This window comes from Alteromonas lipotrueae, from assembly GCF_019249215.1.
GTDB classification, from domain to species: domain Bacteria; phylum Pseudomonadota; class Gammaproteobacteria; order Enterobacterales; family Alteromonadaceae; genus Alteromonas; species Alteromonas lipotrueae.
Genome location: NZ_JAESDI010000001.1, coordinates 289,553 through 311,600, shown reverse-complemented (window position 1 = coordinate 311,600; position 22,048 = coordinate 289,553). Strand labels below are relative to the sequence as shown.

General features: G+C 41.0%; 20 protein-coding genes. All 20 read left to right on the top strand.

Features of this window, described 5'->3' with window-relative positions:
- Positions 1–532: 532 nt before the first annotated feature.
- The 20 genes from JKP82_RS01370 to JKP82_RS01275 all read left to right on the top strand — a co-directional run bounded on the left by JKP82_RS01370 (position 533) and on the right by JKP82_RS01275 (position 21,924).
- Entirely contained in the window at positions 533–1,384 is an 852-nt protein-coding gene (locus JKP82_RS01370) for a flagellin N-terminal helical domain-containing protein (protein WP_159529291.1), read from the top strand.
- Positions 1,385–2,106: 722 nt separating this feature from the next.
- Positions 2,107–2,946 (top strand): flagellin N-terminal helical domain-containing protein, encoded by an 840-nt coding sequence (locus JKP82_RS01365; RefSeq protein ID WP_159529293.1) that lies wholly within the window; start codon positions 2,107–2,109, stop codon positions 2,944–2,946.
- Positions 2,947–3,035: 89 nt separating this feature from the next.
- Positions 3,036–3,524 (top strand): flagellar protein FlaG, encoded by a 489-nt coding sequence (locus JKP82_RS20955; protein ID WP_159529295.1) that lies wholly within the window; start codon positions 3,036–3,038, stop codon positions 3,522–3,524.
- A 24-nt stretch (positions 3,525–3,548) separates the two neighbouring features.
- Entirely contained in the window at positions 3,549–4,982 is a 1,434-nt protein-coding gene (gene fliD / locus JKP82_RS01355) for a flagellar filament capping protein FliD (protein WP_159529297.1), read from the top strand.
- An 18-nt stretch (positions 4,983–5,000) separates the two neighbouring features.
- On the top strand, positions 5,001–5,429 hold the full coding sequence (gene fliS, locus JKP82_RS01350) for a flagellar export chaperone FliS (RefSeq protein WP_159529299.1): 429 nt from the start codon (positions 5,001–5,003) through the stop codon (positions 5,427–5,429).
- Positions 5,426–5,737 carry a hypothetical protein gene (locus JKP82_RS01345; protein ID WP_159529301.1) on the top strand — a complete coding sequence of 104 codons (312 nt, stop codon included), beginning with the start codon at positions 5,426–5,428 and terminating at the stop codon, positions 5,735–5,737. Before fliS ends, JKP82_RS01345 begins: the two co-directional genes overlap by 4 nt.
- A 99-nt stretch (positions 5,738–5,836) precedes the next feature.
- Complete coding sequence (gene pseB / locus JKP82_RS01340) at positions 5,837–6,841, top strand: UDP-N-acetylglucosamine 4,6-dehydratase (inverting) (RefSeq protein WP_159529312.1); 1,005 nt, start codon at positions 5,837–5,839, stop codon at positions 6,839–6,841.
- On the top strand, positions 6,838–7,983 hold the full coding sequence (pseC, locus tag JKP82_RS01335) for a UDP-4-amino-4,6-dideoxy-N-acetyl-beta-L-altrosamine transaminase (RefSeq protein ID WP_159529325.1): 1,146 nt from the start codon (positions 6,838–6,840) through the stop codon (positions 7,981–7,983). Before pseB ends, pseC begins: the two co-directional genes overlap by 4 nt.
- Positions 7,980–8,696: a pseudaminic acid cytidylyltransferase gene (pseF, locus tag JKP82_RS01330; RefSeq protein ID WP_218395527.1), complete on the top strand. Its 717-nt coding sequence runs from the start codon at positions 7,980–7,982 to the stop codon at positions 8,694–8,696. The genes pseC and pseF overlap by 4 nt, the downstream gene beginning before the upstream one ends.
- 8 nt (positions 8,697–8,704) lie before the next feature.
- A complete protein-coding gene (gene pseI / locus JKP82_RS01325) occupies positions 8,705–9,748 on the top strand; it encodes a pseudaminic acid synthase (RefSeq protein ID WP_218395525.1) in 1,044 nt (347 codons plus the stop codon).
- Between the two features lie 6 nt (positions 9,749–9,754).
- Positions 9,755–10,807 carry a UDP-2,4-diacetamido-2,4,6-trideoxy-beta-L-altropyranose hydrolase gene (gene pseG, locus JKP82_RS01320; protein ID WP_218395524.1) on the top strand — a complete coding sequence of 351 codons (1,053 nt, stop codon included), beginning with the start codon at positions 9,755–9,757 and terminating at the stop codon, positions 10,805–10,807.
- Between the two features lie 4 nt (positions 10,808–10,811).
- Entirely contained in the window at positions 10,812–11,108 is a 297-nt protein-coding gene (locus JKP82_RS01315) for an acyl carrier protein (protein ID WP_159529333.1), read from the top strand.
- Positions 11,108–11,818, top strand: a complete 711-nt coding sequence (locus JKP82_RS01310) for an SDR family NAD(P)-dependent oxidoreductase (protein WP_159529335.1) — start codon at positions 11,108–11,110, stop codon at positions 11,816–11,818. Before JKP82_RS01315 ends, JKP82_RS01310 begins: the two co-directional genes overlap by 1 nt.
- Positions 11,818–13,182, top strand: a complete 1,365-nt coding sequence (locus JKP82_RS01305) for an ANL family adenylate-forming protein (RefSeq protein WP_218395522.1) — start codon at positions 11,818–11,820, stop codon at positions 13,180–13,182. Before JKP82_RS01310 ends, JKP82_RS01305 begins: the two co-directional genes overlap by 1 nt.
- Before the next feature lie 11 nt (positions 13,183–13,193).
- Positions 13,194–13,727, top strand: coding sequence for a UDP-4-amino-4,6-dideoxy-N-acetyl-beta-L-altrosamine N-acetyltransferase (pseH, locus tag JKP82_RS01300; protein WP_159529339.1), 534 nt, complete (start codon positions 13,194–13,196; stop codon positions 13,725–13,727).
- Positions 13,728–13,765: 38 nt separating this feature from the next.
- Positions 13,766–17,299: a motility associated factor glycosyltransferase family protein gene (locus JKP82_RS01295; RefSeq protein ID WP_218395521.1), complete on the top strand. Its 3,534-nt coding sequence runs from the start codon at positions 13,766–13,768 to the stop codon at positions 17,297–17,299.
- Positions 17,300–17,416: 117 nt separating this feature from the next.
- Complete coding sequence (gene aepX, locus JKP82_RS01290) at positions 17,417–18,718, top strand: phosphoenolpyruvate mutase (RefSeq protein ID WP_159529343.1); 1,302 nt, start codon at positions 17,417–17,419, stop codon at positions 18,716–18,718.
- A 4-nt stretch (positions 18,719–18,722) separates the two neighbouring features.
- Positions 18,723–19,865 (top strand): phosphonopyruvate decarboxylase, encoded by a 1,143-nt coding sequence (gene aepY, locus JKP82_RS01285; RefSeq protein ID WP_159529345.1) that lies wholly within the window; start codon positions 18,723–18,725, stop codon positions 19,863–19,865.
- Between the two features lies 1 nt (position 19,866).
- Positions 19,867–20,955: a phosphonoacetaldehyde reductase gene (locus tag JKP82_RS01280; protein ID WP_218395519.1), complete on the top strand. Its 1,089-nt coding sequence runs from the start codon at positions 19,867–19,869 to the stop codon at positions 20,953–20,955.
- 27 nt (positions 20,956–20,982) lie between these two features.
- Positions 20,983–21,924 (top strand): nucleoside-diphosphate sugar epimerase/dehydratase, encoded by a 942-nt coding sequence (locus tag JKP82_RS01275; RefSeq protein ID WP_218395516.1) that lies wholly within the window; start codon positions 20,983–20,985, stop codon positions 21,922–21,924.
- Positions 21,925–22,048 lie beyond the last annotated feature (124 nt).

Below are 22,048 nucleotides of genomic sequence, written 5' to 3'. Positions count from 1 at the left end.
ATTATTGAACTAAAAGGCTTTTTCAAAAAGATCAAAAAAACCTAAAGTAAATGGCTTGCCGGTACGATAACTATAACAAAGGGAAGGTAAACATTACTTCCTCTCTTTAAAGCCTATAACGAATAATAAAAGCAATATGTTTATGGTGTTTTAATGAGTGTTAATTGACTGCTTGGTTTTAGATATTGTCAGGAGATCAATAGCTTAAAATCAGAAAAATCATTTTCATAAAGTTCTAAAGGAAATGGTGAGGTAAGTCGATAAAGAGTTAAGTTTGCTGATTGGGCTGCTGACTGGCGAGAATGAAGCCAGGAGGTAGTGAGAGGTTTGAGGTCTGGAACAACAAACCCGACAGTCAGCAAAAGAGAAGTTTTCTTCTCTATGTAACAAGCTTCACCGGGAGTGACCCGCTAAAGCGTCAGAATAAAAATCCTGACAATTATGTGAAGCACAAGCTATGCCAAAATATTTAATTAACTCGCGCAAATAATAAAATCAATAGCGCAAAACTTAAACTGTTAGGAGACCTCTCATGAGTCTATTCGTAAATACTAATGTGTCATCGCTTAATGCGCAGCGCCAGTTGTTTTCAACAGGCAATAATTTAGATACGGCATTTGAACGTTTATCATCTGGCTTTAGAATTAACAGTGCCGCTGATGATGCTGCAGGCCTGCAAATTACTGACCGTATGACCTCGCAAGTTCAAGGTCTAAACCAAGCGGTACGTAATGCAAACGATGCGATTTCATTATCGCAAACCGCTGAAGGTGCAATGCAAGAAACAACGACGTCACTGCAGCGAATTCGTACTCTTGCTATCCAATCGCAAAATGGTATTAACTCTTCTGCGGATAGATTAGCGCTTCAAAAAGAAGTGTCAGCGCTTCGCACAGAAATATCACGTATTGCGACTACCACTCAGTTTGCTGGTGTAGACGTACTAACTGGCGCATTTTCAGCTCGCTTCTTAGTGGGCGCCAACGCTGGGCAAACCATTTCTGTTAACTTATCTTCACAAGCGTTGAACCGTGCAGGTATTAACGGATTTAGTGCAACAGGTTTGGGGATAACGGGTGGAAACAATAACGTATTAACAGAAACTAATGCTTCAGCACTACTTGGGTCGGTAGACTCAGCAATATCTGCAATAGGTGGTTTACGTGCAGACCTAGGTGCGCTTCAAAATCGCTTCCAATCTACCATCAGAAACCTAAGTAATATTTCTGAGAATGTATCTGCGGCAAGATCACGAATCAAAGATACAGATTTTGCCACCGAAACGGCAGAGTTGAGCCGTAACCAGATTCTTCAGCAAGCAAGTACCACTATTCTTGCCCAGGCAAACCAGCGTCCACAAGCGGCATTGTCACTACTAGGGTAGGGAGTATATAAGGCGTTTTAATTGGGAAGGAGTTGAGAGGCCATCCCCTAATGAAGGAATGGCGGCCATTTAAGGCCGCCCCCTTTGAGAAAGCGCCGACTAACAGGACTGAGAGTGTAGAAGTGTTGGTTGAGAGGCCAGTTTATCCTACTAAAACCCTGCCAGCCGACTGAAACAGTATTTGCTCAATCTCCTAACGTGAGCAGATTGGCCGAGATTTAATGTCTCGGCCTTTTTTTTATTCTAAGCCAAAACACCCTGCCAAACTGAAATCATTAACTTGAGCAAAATTAATGGTTCACAAATATAAATGCACCTTCCATGCCAAGTGCATTCACTTAATGTGTCAAATTTACGAATCATTGTTAGACCTAATGATGCCGCGATACCCTTAAAAGTAAAAATTGTTAGTCAGAATGCGCATCGATTTACCACAAATAGATTAGTATTCGTGTCTTTTGAGTGGCTGAAAAGATAAAAGACACAAAAAAATTATAATTTTTAATACTTAATAATCAGATAGTTATATTTAAATTTAACTTTTTTTCAAAAAAAAGCAAAAAAAAACTAAAGAAGCTAAAGACTTGGCCGATACCTATTGTTGAGGGGTAATGTAATTTACTTTGCAAGAGGAAGTTAGTCGGGAGTAGTGACCCTGCTAATTTGAACTGGAAGGGTTTAATGATAGCACAGGCGTCATTGAATCCCTAGGAGGTAATCTAATGTCTTTATTTGTAAATACTAATGTGTCTTCATTGAACGCTCAACGTCAGCTTTTTGACGTAAGTGATAAGTTGAACACGTCGTTTGAAAGATTGTCATCTGGGTTTCGTATCAACAGTGCGGCTGATGATGCTGCTGGTCTTCAAATTTCTGACCGTCTAACGTCTCAAGTTGAAGGGTTAAACCAAGCTGTTCGTAACGCAAACGATGCTATCTCATTGTCACAAACTGCTGAAGGGGCGCTTAGCGAAGTAACATCTAGCTTGCAGCGTATTCGCCAACTAGCGGTACAATCGCAGAATGGAATTAACTCTTCAGCTGACCGCTTGGCACTTCAAAAAGAAGTATCAGCGCTTAGAACTGAAATTTCACGCATTGCGACAGATACGCAATTCGGAAGTGTGAAAATTTTGGACGGCAACTTCTCTGCTAAGTTCTTAGTAGGTGCAAACGCAGGCCAAACCATTTCTGTGAACTTATCTTCAACTAACCTTGGTTCTATCAGTGGCTTTAGTGCCACTGGGTTAGGTATTACCAGCGAGAGTGTCGCCACAGCCAAAGGTGCCTCAGCACTTCTGTCTGATGTAGACGCAGCGATATCAGGTATTGGGGCGGTTCGAGCTGACCTGGGTGCGCTTCAAAACCGTTTCCAGTCAACTATTCGTAACTTAAGCAATATCAGTGAGAACCTGTCATCTGCACGTTCTCAGATTCGTGATACAGATTTTGCATCTGAAACTGCAGAGTTAACACGTAATCAGATTATTCAGCAGGCATCTATTTCTGTACTAAGTCAAGCAAATCAGCGCCCTCAAACTGCGCTATCTTTGCTCGGGTAAGCTATAATTTAATACCTTAGTTGGAATGTAACGGGTGCTTGCTTACTTGCAAGGGCCCGTTTTGTCGTTTCAAAAGGGGGGTGAAATAAGTGGAAATTGTAAATAATCAAACTGGTCAGGCTTTTGCATCAGTATCTACATCCGTACCTGTTTCTAAAGTGGCGCCAAATGAAAGCTCAGCTAAAGCGGAAAACGACAGTGGAAGCGACAATACGGGTCAACAGCAAGCGAACCGTAGTGGAACAAATACCGCACTTAAAAATGATGTGTCTAATGTGCAAAATTTGGCTCAAGGTTCTAACGCGTTAGCCGATAAAGAGTCAGTAAAAGAGAATCAAGTCTCGCTAGAGAATGCAGTTCAAGAAGTTGAATCATTCTTGCAAACGCAAAATAGGAATTTGGCGTTTTCTATTGATGACGAAACTAAGCGCTCGGTTGTTACGGTAAAAGATTCTGAGTCTGGTGATGTAATAAGACAAATACCCTCTGAAGAAGTATTAGCGCTTGCTGAACGCATTCAAGATTTGCAGCAAGACGTAGGTGACAGTGTTGGGGTGTTTATTAACAATCGCGTCTAACAACCGTGTTTAACGAGGTAAAGTATGACAATTCAATCATTAGGTGTAGGTTCAGGTTTAGCACTTGACGACCTAGTTCAACAGCTTCTTACCGCTGAACGTCAGCCGAAAGAAGATCGGTTGAATGCGAAAGAAGAACAGATTGAAGCGGAAATCTCAGGGTTAGGTCAGATAAAATCCAAATTTTCTGATTTTAAAGACGCGGTTGATGACCTGCGTAGCGATAACGACATCAATGGTCGTGAACCGACGATTACTAATCCTTCCGAAGACGATGACGTACTTTCTGCAGAAGCATCTAATTCTGCACTTCGTGGTTCCTACGATATTGTTGTAGAACAGCTCGCGCAGGGAAGCCGAATTACTACTGACGATGGGGCATTTACCGCCAGTTCTGATCCAGTACTCACATCGGGTACTGGCTCTCTTACGTTTGATGTAGGCGGAAGCGACAGCTTCACGATTGATATCACTGCGGGTACCTCATTAACAGCGCTCAGAGAAAAAATTAATAACGCAGATGATAACTTCGGTGTAACTGCCAACATTATCGATACCGGCACAGCTGCTGGCCCTCGTTTGGTGTTTAGTTCTAGCGAAACGGGGACTGGTAACGACTTAGTTATTACCAATGATAATGGTAACGCTGAGTTGGATAGGCTTTCCACTACTGGAGGCACAGGTAGCATCGACCCTGCGAACATCGAATCTGCACAAAATGCGATTGCCTATATAGACGGTATCGCGGTTGAAAGTGAATCGAATGAGTTTGAAAATACGATTCAAAACGTGTCTTTTGAAGTTAATGAAATTTCGCCCAAAGACGCTGTAGGCGAATTCCTTTCTACAAAATTAGAGATTGGTTACGACAAAGAAGGCCTCGATAAAAAAATTCGTGATTTCGTAGATAACTATAATAGTTTGATTGACGAAATAGGCCTGTTAACTAAATACGGTGAGTCGGAACTAGAAGATGATGGCGCATTGGCGGGAGATTCGCTACTTCGTGGTATTCAATCGGGTTTAGCCAGCATTGTGGGTGACAGCAATAGCGCATCTGAACTTGGCGGCCTGTTCCAATTAGGTATTGAATTTGATGACGATGGTAAATTAGAAATTGGCACCACCGACTATGGGTTGGGGTCAGGCGAAGATCGTCTCGCAGATGCTCTTGAAGACAATTTTGATGAAATAGCAACGCTATTTACTGATGATGATGAAGGTGTTGCGGTTAGGCTTTATGAATTTGCCAATCAATACACCTCATACAGCGGGTTGATTAGTTTACGCGAACGGTCAGCCAAAGATGATAGAGATGATTTGTACGACGAGCGAGAGACGTTGGAAATGAGAATGCTTAGCTATGAAGAAATTCTTCGTGATAAGTATCTGAATTTAGACCAAACTGTTGCTCAGCTAAACCAGACTAGTTCAGCATTACTTGCGTCGCTAGGCTAAGAAGTTTTCGGAGATATTATGGCACTTAAAGGCATTAACGCTTACCGCAAAGGTAACTTAAAACAAGATATAGCGTCTGCGGATCCGCATAAGTTGACACTCATGCTGCTTCAGGGCGCGTTGGATCGTATCGCCTACGCCAAAGGTGCAATGGAAAGAAAAGATCTTATCACCAAAGCAGATTTTATCTCTAAGACAAGTGCTATCCTCATGCACTTACGAGATACGTTAGACATCGAAATTGGCGGTGAAGTAGCGCAGAACATGTTTAATCTATATGACTACATGATTCAGCGTTTAAATGATGCACATGTAAATAACGACTTGAAGTTACTTGATGAAGTGTCTAGCCTATTAACACCTATTCGAGACGCGTGGGTACAAATTCCTGAAACTGCAAAGCAAGAGGCCTTTGAAGCTCAGCGTCAGAAACGACAAGCTGTGTGAATAAAAACGATTTAGACCATTCTCAAACACCAATTGCGCTGCGTGAAATAAACGAGCAAATAGCGGCGCAATTCGAAAGTTCTTCAGAATCTGATTTTTCCGAACTCAAGGCGCTGTTAGTACGGCGGGACTCCGTAATTAAAGAACACTTGGAAACCTTAGCACCTGAGAATAAACAAGAATTTGCAAATCTCGAGCTTGATGTTAATAATAGACTAAAAGAGATGGCGCAGAGCTTGCTTGAAGAAGCCAAAGATGACATAACTCGATTTGTTCGTAGCAGGTCTGCCGTAAAAAAATACAAATAAACGTTTAGTATTTTGTGCAGTCAAGATGGGGGTAGGTGAGTTAGAAGTGAAAAGGCGACTCAGTTAAGTCATGCCACATAAACTAGTGAGAGCCCCTTTATGATAGATTTCAATAATAAATCAATTCTAATTACCGGCGGCACAGGTTCGTTCGGTAATCAATTCGTTAGTTATCTATTAGAAAACTATTCCCCTAAAAAAATAATCATATACTCTCGCGATGAGTTAAAGCAATTCGAAATGCAGCAACGTTTCTCGCAATCCTGTATGCGTTACTTTATTGGTGATGTGAGAGATAAAGAACGTCTAATCACAGCTATGAAAGACGTAGACTATGTTGTGCATGCTGCCGCGCTTAAACAAGTTCCTGCCGCTGAATACAATCCAAATGAGTGTATAAAAACAAATATTAACGGCGCACAAAACGTTATTGATGCATCAATTGCGAATAACGTATCTCGTGTTGTTGCTTTGTCGACAGATAAAGCTGCTAACCCAGTAAACCTTTATGGCGCTACTAAATTAGCATCGGATAAGCTTTTCGTTGCGGCCAATAATATCTCTGGCGCCGTAGGTCCTCGTTTCTCTGTTGTTCGATATGGCAACGTAGTCGGATCTCGTGGCTCAGTCGTGCCTTTTTATCGTAAGTTATTGGAAGAAGGCTGTGACTCACTTCCGGTAACCCACCCAGAGATGACGCGCTTTTGGATAACCCTCGACGAAGGGGTTGAATTTGTCGTTAAAAGCTTCTCCCGTATGCAAGGCGGGGAGATATTTGTTCCTAAAATACCGTCGGTAAGAATAACTGATTTAGTCGAAGCGATGAGCGGGAAAAAGGATTATAAGGTCATTGGGATTCGCCCCGGTGAGAAGCTTCACGAAATAATGGTTCCCGAAGAGATGGCCCATCATACAGTAGAATTTAGCGATCATTTTGTTATAGCTCCTGCTATTACATTCTTTGATAAAAGTCTGGACTACTACAATAATAAACTGGGTGAGAAGGGCGTCGCGGCCGAAGATAAATTTGAATATCATTCGGGAACAAATTCACATTTATTATCAATTGATGAGCTGAGGAACTTGGACAAGGCCACTTCATGATCCCTTACGGAAGGCATAAAATTTTCCCCGAGGACATCACTGCCGTTAGTGAAGTTTTAAAAGAAGGCTTTTTAACTCAAGGTGAGCAAGTTCCTCTGTTTGAGAAAGCGGTATGTGATTACACTGGGGCCAATTTTGCGGTTGCGTGCAATAGTGGTACGTCTGGTCTTCATGCTGCATGCCTTGCCGCGGGGATAACAACTGGCGATCTGGTTTGGACAGTACCAAACTCATTCGTAGCCTCAGCAAACTGTGCCCGCTATTGCGGTGCCGATATTGATTTTATCGATATCGATCCTAAAACTAGAAACCTTTGTGTAGCAAAGCTTTTCGAAAAACTACAACTTGCTGTAGCCGTAAACAAACTTCCCAAAGCAATAGTGGTTGTTCATTTTGCGGGAAGTAGTTGTGACATGGCTGCAATATCGTCATTAACAACGCAGTACGGTATTGTGCTAATTGAAGATGCAGCCCACGCATTGGGTGGTGCCGATCAATATGGAAATAAGGTTGGCCTTTGCAAGTATTCTGCGATGACTGTGTTTAGCTTTCATCCAGTGAAGTCTATCACCAGCGCTGAAGGTGGAATGGTTTTAACCAATGATGAAGCCACCGCGACCCTACTTAGGCGTTATATTAGCCATGGTATCTGTCGAGACAACACGCTTTTTGATGATAACCACAAAGGAGAGCCTTGGTATTATGCCCAATTTGAACTGGGATTTAATTATCGGCTAAGTGATATACATGCTGCTCTTGGGCGTTCCCAGCTCAAACATTTAGATGATTTTGTGTTATCACGTTTTACGCTTGCTAAACGTTATGATGAGCTATTAGAGGGGCTACCAATAGTAAGGCCTATTCTCGATGCCAAGAGTGCATGGCATCTATACATGATTGAAGTGTCAGATAAACAACGCACATCGGTATTTAATCTATTAAGAGAACGGGGAATAGGGGTGAATGTTCACTATATCCCAATCCACTTACAACCTTACTATCAACGGTTAGGCTTTGTGCCAAAAATGTTCCCCAATGCCGAAAGTTATTATAAAAGGGCTGTCACATTGCCGCTATTCCCTAGCCTGACATCAGAGCAACAAGATGAGGTCGTCAGACAACTTCATGAGGCGATACTGTGAACCTCGCAATAATACCTGCTAGGGGAGGTAGCAAAAGAATTCCGAAAAAAAATATTCGGTTATTTTCTGGAAAACCACTCATTGCTTATTCTATTCAAGCGGCGTTGGCATCCAATTGTTTTGATAAAGTCATAGTAAGCACAGACTCAGAGTCGGTTGCCGCGATTGCGGTAGAGTATGGTGCTGAAGTTCCTTTTATTCGCCCTGAAGCGCTTTCCGATGATTTTGTGGGGACAACGGCTGTCACTCGCCACGGTATCAAAGCGATGGAAGGTTTAGGTTATAACTACGAGTTTGCTTGCTGTATTTATGCTACGGCGCCTTTTTTGAAGCCGAAGTTTATACAGCAGGGGTTAACAACGTTGCTCAATGATAAATCCAAAGCGTTTGCATTTTCAGCGACAAGCTTTGCTTTTCCTATACAGCGCGCGATCACCGTCTCCGAAAAAGGTGTTGAGGTGATGTTTCCGGGCAACATGTCTAAGCGCTCACAGGATTTACCCGAGGCGTACCATGATGCAGGCCAGTTCTACTGGGGAAGAACGCAAGATTACCTTAGTGGTCAAAAATCTATGTTTTCTCATCATAGCTATCCCATCATTCTTCCTCGGCATTTAGTGCAAGATATCGATACCTTCGAAGATTGGGAACGGGCGGAACTAATGTTTAACGCTTACGGCCAAGAAGCGGACAAATTTGAAAGAGAAACGTGATCATAGATATGAAAATTGCAAATAGACAAATATCACCTTCAGATCCCCCCTTTATCATTGCTGAGCTATCAGGTAACCATAACCAAGATTTTGACTTAGCTAAGGCGATGATAAAAGCTGCAGCACAAGCAGGCGTAGACGCAGTTAAATTGCAGACTTATACCGCTGATACTATGACGTTGAATATCGACTCCGATAATTTCCGCATTATGGAGGAAAATTCTCTTTGGTATAAAAGGCATCTACATGAGCTTTATCAACAGGCTAGTACGCCATACGAGTGGCACAAAGCATTATTTGATTATGCGCAGGAATTGGGTTTAATCGCGTTTAGTTCGCCTTTTGATGAAGGTGCTGTCGATTTTCTAGAAACACTCGATGTTCCAGCCTATAAAATTGCGTCTTTCGAGTTGACTGATCTACCTTTGATAGAAAAGGTAGCGAGCACTGGAAAACCTATGATTATGTCTACCGGGATGGCGTCGGAAGCGGAAATCTATGAAGCTGTAAACACGGCGAAGTCAGCTGGTGCAAGTGAAATTGTTTTACTGAAATGTACAAGTACATACCCTGCAAAACCTGAAAATAGCAATTTGGTGACCTTGACAGACATGGCTGAAAAGTTTGGATGTATGGTGGGATTATCTGACCACACCCAAGGGATAGGTGTTTCAGTTGTCTCAGTTGCATTAGGCGCATGCGTTATTGAAAAGCACTTTGTGCTAGACAGACATGCGGGTGGTGTAGACGCTGATTTTTCATTGGAGCCACAAGAATTTAAAGCACTTGTTGATAGCGTTGGTTTAGCTCACCAAGCCCTAGGCACCATAGTTTATGGGGGAACAAAGGCGGAAGAAAAATCGAAATACTATAGACGCTCTATTTTTGTTACCAAGCCCATAAAAGCTGGTGAAGCATTTACCAAAGATAATACTCAAATCGTCCGCCCCGCCATAGGCCTAGCGCCGAAGCACTATAAACGGGTTCTTTCAAACATAGCTAGCGTCAACCTCGAACCTGGAGATGCTATTTTTGAAGAGCATTTGAGTTAACCTCTAATGCACATAGCCTTTCGAGTTGAAGGAAATAGTCAAATTGGGTTAGGGCATTTAATGCGTTGTTTAGCGCTAAGCCAATTTGCACATGCTCAAAAGATTCGTGTCTCATTTTTGATGAGCGATATTTCTTCTTCCCTAGCGCAAAGCAGGAGTGATTGGGTGGGAGATATTTTTCCGATCCAAAGCAATAGCAAAGAGCTTGATACAATAGCCACGTTTTGCCGAGATGAACACGTCGATTGTTTACTAATAGATGGCTATCAGTTTGATACGTCTTATCGTTATCAGCTTTCGCAGTTCTTAAAAAGTGAAAACAAGATTTTTGCGATCATTGATGATAACAATGATTCAGGCATGCTCTATGCAGATTGCATCATTAATCAAAATAGTCATGCGGAGCAGCTAGAGTACTCAGTGACTGAACCTCAGGCTTATTGTTGTTTGGGTGAAAACTATCGTATTTTACGTTCAGAATTTTTGCTTCAGCCCTATCAATTAAATCTAGCCTCGTCATTAAGCAATAGAGAAGCGTTAACCATTATTCTAGGTGGTGCAGATACTGCTAATATATCCCTTCAACTGGCGGTTAAATTCAGCGAAACACTCGATAACACGCCAATCAATATCATCACGGGAAGTGCATTCCAGTATGTTAAAGACGTTGATCAATTCTCTGTTAGCAATCCCCGTATTCGTCATTGGCATAACGCTCAATTGGTTTCAAATCTATTTCTGAATTCTCGTATGGTTATCTCTGCCGCAGGTTCCACACAATACGAATTACAGGCAACTTATACGCCGGCATTATTGTTAGTGGTTGCTCAGAACCAGCAACAAGCCAGTCTGCAAAGTCAGCGTCAAGGTAGGGCTCAAATTTTTGATGTTAGAGAAGAGTTTGATATTGATGAGTTTGTGAGACAGGCGTGTAAAGTATGGCACAATGACGAGAAGCTAATGGACATGATAAAGGCCAATATGTCTCAAGCCACCATTAATGGTGCCGATAATATTATCAGTACCCTTACCAAACTAGTAACTTCGTTGGAAAAATAAACTAATGATCACTAATCAGCAAATTATCGCGTTAATTTATTCTGCAATCGATGAGCTTAATGCTACTCGGGAAGGTGAACAAGTAGTGAAAGACGAAAACACAGCGCTGTATGGCTCTGCTAGTCTATTAGACTCCGTTGATTTGGTTAACCTTCTTCTGACACTTGAGGAGTTGCTTGAAGATGAGTTAGAGGTTGAATATGTCATTGCGAATGAAAAAGCGTTGTCTCAAAAAAATAGCCCATTTAAAACGATTGATACGCTGGCGACGTATTTAACTAATGCGTTGAATGAACAGTAATGGATACGTCACATACTCAACAAGTCATTTTGATAACCGGATCAAGCAGGGGAATAGGGTTATACCTAACTCATTACTATTTAAATGCAGGTCATATTGTTATTGGGTGTAGCCGTTCGGAATTATCAATTGAACACCAAAATTACCAACATTTTAGTTTAGATGTGGCAAGTGAAATTGACGTCAAATCTCTTTTCTCGTCAATTCGTAAGCGTCATAAGCGGCTCGATGTACTTATCAACAATGCTGGCATAGCGGCTATGAATCACGCGATGTTGACGCCCCTATCTACGGTAGAGAAAATTTTCTCAACTAATGTATTTGCGAGTTTCTTATTTTGCCGCGAAGCGGTCAAGCTAATGCGTAAAAATCAATATGGGCGAATTGTTAACTTCTCTACAGTTGCCGTGCCTTTTGCTTTAGAAGGCGAAGCCATTTATGCCGCGTCAAAATCTGCTGTAGAAAGCCTGACACAAACATTGGCGAAAGAATTTTCAGAATTTGGCGTTACTGTGAACGCCATTGGCCCAACGCCAATTCAAACGGATCTAATTAAAAATGTTCCTGATGATAAGTTAAATAAACTGCTCGAAAAGCAGAGTATAAAGAGATTCGGCGAAATGGCGGATGTGTCTAATGTCATCGATTTTTATATCAAACCAGAAAGCAGTTTCATTACAGGACAAATTTTATATTTAGGGGGAGCCTGATGTTTATTGATTTTTTTCTGGAAATATTTGAAAAGAATAAGAATAGCGATGCTATTGTTTGGCGAGATCAGGCATATTCATACGGATGGCTCCTAGAAAAAACGCAGTTTTGGCAAGATGTTTTAGCCAACTATGGCGTTACCGAAGGGACTGTGGTGATGGTAGACGCTGACTATTCTCCAAGCTCGGTGGCGTTACTGCTGGCACTTATTGAAAGAGCCACTATATTAGTTCCAACCACTACCTCTGTAGCGCATAAGAGGGATGAGTTTATTGAAACTGCACAGGTCGAAGTTGTGGTGACAATTAAAGATAACGATGAGTATGAAATCGATACGTTATCAACGAAGGCTTCTCATGAACTCATAGCTGACTTACGCGGGCAAAAAATACCGGGTCTTGTGTTATTTTCATCTGGGTCGACAGGCAAAAGTAAAGCTGCTGTTCATGACATGGCAAAGTTACTCGAAAAGTTTAAAGTCGGCCGGCATGCATTACGTGCAATCACTTTTTTGTTGTATGACCATATAGGTGGGGTTAATACTTTATTGTATACCTTGTCTAACGCCGGATGCGTTATTACCGTAACAGATCGTAAACCTGACACCGTTCTTGAAGCCGTTGACAAGTTTAGAGCCGAACTCCTACCTACATCACCAACCTTTATCAACTTAATCCTCATTAGTGAAGCCTACAAGCGTTACGATCTTAGCTCATTAAGTACTGTTACATACGGCACCGAACCCATGCCTGAATCAGTTTTACTTAGGTTTAATCAGTTATTTCCTGACATCAAATTGCTCCAAACCTACGGCCTATCCGAGATTGGCATCTTACGCTCTAAATCTAAGTCGTCATCTTCACTTTGGATGAAAGTAGGAGGGGAAGGTTTCCAGACGAGAATAACCACCGATAATATTTTAGAGGTGAAGGCATATTCGGGTATGTTAGGTTATTTGAATGCGCCTAGCCCTTATACCCCTGATGGGTGGTTTCATACCGGCGATAAGGTCGAGGTGAATGGTGAATATATCAAGGTGCTAGGGCGAGACTCAGAAATAATCAATGTTGGTGGTCAAAAGGTATACCCTGCGGAAGTAGAAAGTGTATTACAACAACTTGACTATATCGCTGAAGCTGAAGTGTATGGCGAACCAAATGCTCTGTTGGGTAATGTGGTATATAGCAAAATTAGGCTGGTTGATAGCACCGAAGGATCACTGCATGAAAATAAAAAAGAGCTCAAGGCGGCGATTAAACGCTTTTGTAAAGCGCACCTAGAAAACTTCCAAGTACCCGCTAAGTTTATCTTCGATGATAATGTGCAATTTAGCCCAAGGTTTAAAAAACAACGTTCTCTATAAAAGGTACTTTAGTGTTTAAGTTTCGCCATATAACTCCCGATGATTTAGCTATTATTTTAAAATGGCGAACAAGCGATGATGTGAATAAGTTTATGCTAAGTGACGTGAGCTATGATCTTGAACAGCAAAAGAAATGGTTCCAAGCCATTCAGTCTGATCGTAAAAGTGGGTATTGGATTATTGAGTACAACCATCAGTCTATTGGTGTGCTTAATCAATCTGAAATTAGCGTAGAACACAAAAGATGTAGTTGGGGGTTTTATATTGGAGATCCAAATTTAAAACAGTTAGGCGGATTAATCCCTCCTTATTTCTACAACTATGTTTTTGCGAGTGAAAATATTAACAAAATTACAGCTGAAGTTTTGAGCAATAACGAAAAAGTAATGAAGTTACACAGGTTACATGCTTATCGAGATGTAGGTGTATATCAATCACATATTTATAAAAACGACGAGTGGTATGATTTACATCTATTTGAACTTCACAAAGAAGACTGGTTGCAAAAGAAACGCTTTTCTTCATTTTTGGCTGACTTTGAGTAGGCCATACCTCAAAATTCTACAAAGGATAATCGCCAAAAATGCTTAAAAATGTTCGATTGCATATTTTTAAAGATGAAGAGAAACAAGCGCAAATCGAAAAGTATACCGCCGAGCTAATCGATCGACAGTATAAGAAAAACCTGTTTGCTTTTAGACAATTTATACCGTCACTAATAGCTAATATACAAAAAATAAACAATGACAATATTTCTATTATCTGCAACAAAAACGGGCAGTTTAACTTAGTCGACTATGGCATCGGGCGAACGCTTTATGGGCTAGATCCTGAAGCGGAAATCAGTAAACAATATTTGGTAAATAGTACCCACTCGATTTTTGTCGACCTTAAGCAATGCGATGAAACTAATCCGGCAGAGGTCGAAACTAATGAAAGTTTAGAGGGATCTTTAGCGAATACTTTTTCATATCAACATTATATACAACGAAGTGCCTTACCCGAGACCATAGATACTCTTGTAGTGTTAGGGGTTGGATTAGGCTTCCATATTGTTGAGTTAATAAAAAAACACTCTATAACCAACTTAGTTATTTACGAGCCTGAAGCACAATATTTCAAATGCTCGGTATTTTGCTCAAAATGGAACGACGTTTTGGCAGAAGCTAACGACAAAGGTACGCGGTTATTTTTTCAACTCGAAAAAGATGGCCGAAATATTGTTAGCGATATTGAAGAGCTTAGACAGCATTTCGACATAGGGGGATTTTATTTATACAAACATTACAATTCTCCTATTTTCGATACCATAGAAAAAACATGTATTCAGGGCGGTTGGGCTCGGCTTAAGAGTACTGGTATTACTTCATATAAACTAAGAAGTCCAACAGAATACGTGCCACCTTGGACGCAATCAATACAATTAGAAAATTACCAGGATCCTAGTGCAGAAGCACAAGGTAGACTGAAAAGTAACCTCGCTGCCTTCAAAAAATATTTTCCCGATATTTTTAACAGTTTTAGTCATTACGAACCGCAAACATGGTTGCCTGTAGAAGACAGCAATGGTGAAATCAATTTAGTGAAGAAGGACTCCCTTGTTTCTTGGTATGGAGAATCACCCAAACAGGAATGCGCGCTAAATTTTGACAGTTTTAGTGATCAGCCGAATAAAGACGGACTAATACTTGGCTATAAAGGGAAAAAGCTTAAGAAATATATCCACTATCAATTTGTCAATAAAACAGAATCGCTCTTAAAACAAGTAGAGCAAGATGAAGGACAATTGCCAGATACGCTGAAGTCCATGATTCTTTTTGGCGTTGGAGTGGGTTACCAAATAGAGCGTTTGTTCAATAATCACGACGTAGAAAAGTTATTTGTATGCGAACCTAATAAAGATTTTTTTTACGCATCTTTATTTGCCATAAAGTGGGATGAAATTTTATCTGGTATTGATGAAAAAGAAGGGCGTTTGTACATTAACATCGGTGACGATGGCACTAATTTATTTAAAGATTTGCTAAATCAGTTTTATTCTATTGGCCCCTATATACTTGCGAATACCTATTTCTATCAGAGCTATTACAATTCAGCATTAGTGTCGGCAATTGCTCAATTGAGGGAACAACTTCAGGTCGTTATTTCTATGGGGGAATATTTTGACCATGCAAGGTATGGTATCTCTCACACTACTGAGGCATTAAAAAGAGGCTTTCCACTTCTGCGTAATAAGCCTGCGCAATATTTATCTTTTGAAAACAAAGAAGTTCCTGTTTTTATCGTAGGGAATGGCCCGTCTTTAGATTCGGCGATAGAAACCATTTTGGAGTACCGAGAGAATGCAATTGTTGTCTCTTGCGGAACTGCGCTTTCAGCATTGTATAAACACGATATTACGCCAGATTTTCATGCTGAAATTGAGCAAAATCGCTCTACCTTTGATTGGTGTAGTCGAGTCGATGATTTTAATTATCTCAAACAAATAAACTTAATCTCAGTTAATGGTATTCACCCTGACACTTGTGACCTTTTCAACGATGTTTATATAGCATTTAAAGATGGCGAGTCGTCCACCGTTTCAGCCTTAGAAGTTTTAGGACGGGCTAACTATGAAGAGTTACGTTTCGCATTCCCGACGGTATCAAATTTAGCTATCAATCTGTTTTCAAAAATTGGGATGGATCAGATTTACTTATTTGGCGTAGATTTAGGCTTTTATGACAAGACTAAACACCACTCGAAAGAATCTTCCTACTATGTCAACGGTAAAGAGGTTTATGACTATGAGGCCAGCAATAATACATCAATTGTTGTGCCTGGTAATTTCAGAGCCACTGTGTTCACGAAGTACGAGTTTAAACTTTCCAAAACGATCATCGAGCAGTCCTTAGCGCAAAATGGGCTTACATGTTTCAACTGCAGCGATGGTGCAAAAATAGCCGGTGCAACGCCTTTACCTTTAGATATGGTATTAATTTCTGCATCATCTAGTCAAAGAGATGCTGCACTAGATGTTATAAAAAATAATGCGTTTCAACCAATTGAAAAACCTGATGAATATCCCTCTCTATTTAATGCGAGATTCGATGTTGATGCACTGAAAGACGAGCTTTCTATCTTCATGGAAAAAGTAAAAGTACCCTTCTCATCAAATGACGAAGCAGATGAGTTTATTAAGGTTCAAAAGGAGATGATATTCGAGTCGTATCAAATGAAGAAATCACTCTTATTTTATTTGCTGTATGGAACTATCAACTATGCCAATGCAGTCTTCAGCAAATTATCCTCCACAACGGATAGTTTGACGGCGCTTGATGAAGCGCGTTTGCAATGGCTAGATACATTAGAGAAAGTATCAATTAGCTACATCGGCGATGCTTCGGCATTCGATACTACCAGCTCTTGCGTATTTTTAAGAGAATCTGTGTTTATAAAAGCGTGGATAACATCTGGAGATAAAACTTTCAGCCTAGATATTGAAGAGACAGATAAGAAATTAGTGGAAACAATTGACTCGGCACTATCGTTAGCTAAGACCCCAAAAAGTAGTGAATGTGATGCTTATCATATACATTTTAGGCGCAAGGTAACTGCTCTGGATAGTTTATTGAGCAATATTGGTAGCGAAATAAACAGCCTCGTTGGAACCTTCAGTCTTGTTGAAGAAAGTGTTGTTACACGATTATTCGAACTTAAGAGTAAGGTTAGCATTTATATTTGGTATTCGCCGAATGCGCTAGATATTCCTTCATTTGAAGCTGGAGATAGACCTTTTGTGCACACTGCTAAGCAACATTTTGTGCCAGGTTTTCTCTGTAATCAAGAAGATGTGTTCATGTTCTTGCCTAAATATGAGTTCACGAACAGCAGTGCAATTCAAAAGCAACGCTACTTAGCACCATTACTTGAATCTCTCTCATGGGTTGAAGAATATATAGAATATGCAAGGTATATTGCTATCCCTCGTAAAGGCGTTCTAGCTTCTAGCTTAGCATGCGATAATATTGGAAATAGAGGTAAGGTGTGCAGAGGAAATATACAGATAGATTCATTACTTTTAGAAGACGCAAATGAAACCCGTGTGAAAAACATGATATCTGATATTAATGCTTAGTGTCGTTAACTCAATACAGTCCACTTTGCCAATACACTTAAATTTAAAGTTTTATTTTTTGTGCCGATATTAACTCGTCACCAGAAGACTTTGCGATAGAGGTATGGAAAAATTATTATGACAAAGAGTGTTTATGTAGGAATGAGTGCCGATTTGGTTCATCCTGGCCATCTTAATGTTCTCAAGAGCGCCGCCAAATTAGGCGACGTCACCGTCGGGCTTTTAACCGACGCTGCAATCGCGAGTTATAAGCGAGTGCCTTTTATGGAGTTTGAGCAACGGAAAGTTGTAATTGAAAATATAAAAGGTGTGGATGCTGTAATACCTCAAACTACATTAGACTATGTTCCTAATCTAGAGACATTGAAACCTGATTATGTCGTGCATGGTGATGATTGGAAAACGGGTGTTCAGCAGAAAACTCGACAGCGGGTTATCGATTGCTTGGCCCAATGGGGAGGGAAGCTCATAGAAGTGCCTTATACCCAAGGTATTTCTTCTTCACAATTACACCAAGCGATGAAAGAAGTGGGGACCACGCCTGCCATTCGATTGAAATCCTTAAAACGATTAATGGCTGCTAAGCCTCTGGTTCGCTTTTTGGATATTCACAACGCCTTGTCAGGGTTGATAATCGAGAATACAAAGATAGAAACGGATACTGGGGTTAAAGAGTTTGATGGGATGTGGGGAAGTAGCCTTACAGATTCAACAGCAAAGGGAAAACCCGATATTGAAGCCGTAGATGTATCTTCTCGTATGAGCACCTTAAATGAAGTGCTAGAAGTTACTACAAAACCGATTATTTATGACGCCGATACGGGCGGAAAAACAGAGCATTTCACTTTCACGGTGAAGACCTTAGAAAGGCTGGGTGTGTCTGCGGTTATTATTGAAGATAAAACCGGACTTAAAAAGAACTCTTTATTCGGCACTGATGTAGCGCAAACTCAAGATACAATTGAAGCTTTTAGCCAAAAAATATCAGCGGGTAAAAGTGCTCAAGCTACCAATGACTTTATGATTATTGCCCGTATTGAAAGCTTAATATTAGGCAAAGGTATAGATGATGCTCTCGAGCGAGCTAAAGCATTTTTAGAGGCTGGGGCTGATGGCATTATGATCCATAGCCGAGAAAAATCACCAGATGAAATATTTGAATTTTGTGACCGTTATGCAAAATTCGAAAACAAAAAGACGTTGGTAGTGGTGCCTTCTAGTTATAACACCGTCTTTGAACATGAGCTTCAAGCGCGGGGTGTGAATGTAGTTATTTATGCTAATCAATTACTGCGAAGCGCATACCCAGCAATGTGCAACACTGCAGAGTCTATTTTACGCCATGGGCGAAGTTCAGAAGTTGATGCCCAAATGATGCCTATTAAACAAATTCTAGAATTGATACCGGGCGGTAAGTAGCACTATGGTATCCCCTGAATTGTTTTGTCACTTACTCGCCCAACATGGCTTGAGCAACTATTACGGTGTACCAGACTCGCTACTGAAAAATTTGTGTGCTTATATCGATTCTACGTTTGAATCTAACGCGCATGTGATTACCGCTAATGAGGGCAATGCTATTGGAATGGCGACAGGTCATTACTTAGGGGCAGGGCAACCCGCTGTCGTATATATGCAGAACTCTGGATTGGGAAACACGATAAATCCACTCACGTCACTTGCTGATCCAGAGGTTTACGGGATTCCAATGTTGATGGTGATTGGATGGCGAGGTGAGCCTAATGTTAAAGACGAACCACAGCATGTAAAACAAGGTCAAATAACGCAGCAGCAGTTGGATGTGCTAGGAATCCCTTATATCACGATAGATTCGGGTTCGATTCTAGAAGATGCTTTGCCACCATTACTAGAAACCATGAAAACCAATACATGTCCTGTAGCCATTTTGGTTAGAAAAGACACCTTTTCAGCTACGGACTCGGCTAGCAGTAAGTCAGTTGAAAACCGATGTGAGATGAGCAGAGAGGAAGCCCTGTCTCTTTTGCTGGGAAACATGTCTGGTGCAGAGTTAATCATCTCAACCACTGGGAAAACATCAAGGGAATTGTTTGAAATTAGACAAACAAATAACCAAGATAATACAGATTTCCTTACCGTTGGTGGAATGGGACATACCTTATCCATTGCGATGGGAGTAGCCCGTGTAAAACCAAACCGTCAAGTGATAGCGCTTGATGGTGACGGTTCGATGCTAATGCACATGGGGGCACTAGCTATTGCTGGAGCAAGTAACCTTGACAACTTGATCCATGTGGTACTCAATAATCAATGCCATGACTCGGTGGGTGGGCAGCCTACTGTAGCTGGAGGTATTGACATAGAAAGCATTGCATTAGGATGCAAATACGACGCGTATTATTGTTGTGATGATAGTGACTCACTTACTGAAGCGTGGTCAAAGATTATTGCTGCAATGCCTCAATGTAAAGGTCCAATTTTGTTTGAAGTTAAAATTAAACAAGGTGCAAGAAGTGATTTGGGACGTCCTACGTCTACCCCCATCGAGAATAAATTAGCATTTATGCAGCACAGTCATGGCGAATGATATGAGTTTCATGCCGCCCATGCTAACTAAAGCCTTAAACGAGCGGTTAATTCAATCAGATGATTACTTATCTAGTGTGAGTAAACTGATAGAAGCCAACCATGAGGTTCTACTTGTTACAAGTCAGGGGTTTGTTAAGCGTGGTGTTGTGGATGCATTCAAAGCCAAACTGAAATGTGAACGTTTTCGCGTGATTGATGATGTAACCCCTAATCCAGAGTTAACCTATATCGATGGACTTTATGCGCGATTTAAAACAAGTAAAGTCACTCATATTATCGCGCTAGGCGGTGGTAGCGTGTTAGACACCTCTAAAGTACTTCGGGTTATGTTGCAAACACAAAGCGGCGGCCTACACCAACTTATGGCTGCACGAAAAGCAGTGTCAAATTCTGTGGCGTTAATCGCCATCCCCACCACCTCGGGAACAGGGGCTGAAATCACCCCATTTGCTACAGTATGGGATACGGGTGATAAAAAGAAATATTCTATTGACCATGCTGAAAGCGATAAGGTTGTTTTAGATCCGAATTTAACGGTAGGATTACCGCCTTATGAAACCATGGTGACAGCATTAGATGCTTTGTCCCATGCTATCGAATCATTATGGAATGTAAGGCGGTCGAACACTTCTGAGCGCTATGCAGTGCAAGCCATAGCACTAATTTGTGAGCATTTGCGGCCCGTGCTTAAAAAACCTAAGAACATTGAAGGCCGAGCGGCTCTGCAATTCGCGGCATTTTTATCAGGTCTTGCGATTTCAGAAACTAAAACTGCACTTGCCCACGCAATCTCATATCCTTTGACCATTGAATTTAAGGTACCCCACGGTTTAGCCTGTAGTTTTACTTTGGCGGCAATGTTAAAGGTTGTAGGGGCAAACAGATTAAAGTTATCCCAAGACATGGTCGATAGGATAATTAATCTCTTGGATGCATTACGCCTCAACGACGAAATGAAGAAGTTTGCAGAATTACCGCAAATGCTTAAAGCTGTTGACCGCGAACTCGATCCTTCCCGGGCGGGTAATTTTACAACGGCAGTCACGCCAGATTTAGTTAAAGCCATCATTAAAGAGAGTTTGTCTTAACTACGAGAAAAATAGGCATTTTCGGCCATGAAAACAAAAACGCTATTATTTGGGGCAGGCGAAAGCTCAAAAACGTATATCTCTAATAATGAAACGTCCCGAGAGTTTATTGGTATTGTTGATAACGATAAACAGAAAGAAGGGTTACTTATCGAAGGCGTGCCAGTTATTAGCCCTGCCGCTATTGGACACTTAGTATTCGATGAAATAGTAATAACCACCCAGTGGGCAGTAGAAGTTGAAGCGCAGTTACTCAATGAACTCAATGTCCCGCATCAAAAAATCGTTGTGCCACCTAAAAGTCACTTAAAAAAACAAACTCCACCATTTTATAATGCCGCAAGCCGACAATTGGGTCGCAACATTATTAGCGAGCTATCTTCAATAGCCATAAATGAGAGTGTTCCTCTTGTGCTCGATTTTGGAACATTGCTGGGTATCATTCGAGACAAAGATATTATCGAGTGGGATGACGATATCGACTTTTCAATGCCCACACATTATTTCCAGAGTGTACTGAATGTTATCGAGGCATTTGTCGAAAATAACGTAAGTAACTTAACCTGGAAAGTCTCAAAAACCCTAGATAAAAAGAATAGAGGTATTGGTATTGTATTGGAGTTTGACGACCCCCTTAATAATCTAGCTCAGTTCAAAACAACGTTTAGTGCGCGAGAAGTCAAAGATGGTAAATCTATCCACCTTCCTAGCTTGGGGATGTGGTTTGCGCCAGAAAAGCATTTTAACGGTACGGCATTGGTCAACTGGAACACTTGCCAAGTTCAAACGCCAGTGCAATCCAGTGAATATTTAGCCTTTTTGTATGGTTCAGACTGGAATGTACCGAAGAAAAATATCACGTTTACGGATTATGCAAATACACAGGTTGTTGAATTTAGTGAGTTTAAAGACGCAGGATTAAGAGTGGAGTCGGACAAAAAAATAGATATGTCGCTTGTGTCAAAATAAAATTCTGTTTACCTTACCTGCCACCTCATCCGAAGCCCAAAATTCGTCCTCGCATTTAAAGCAAAAGAATTTTAAAAAGCTGTCGATATAATAAAACAATTGAACGCGTTTTAGGGGGGATGTA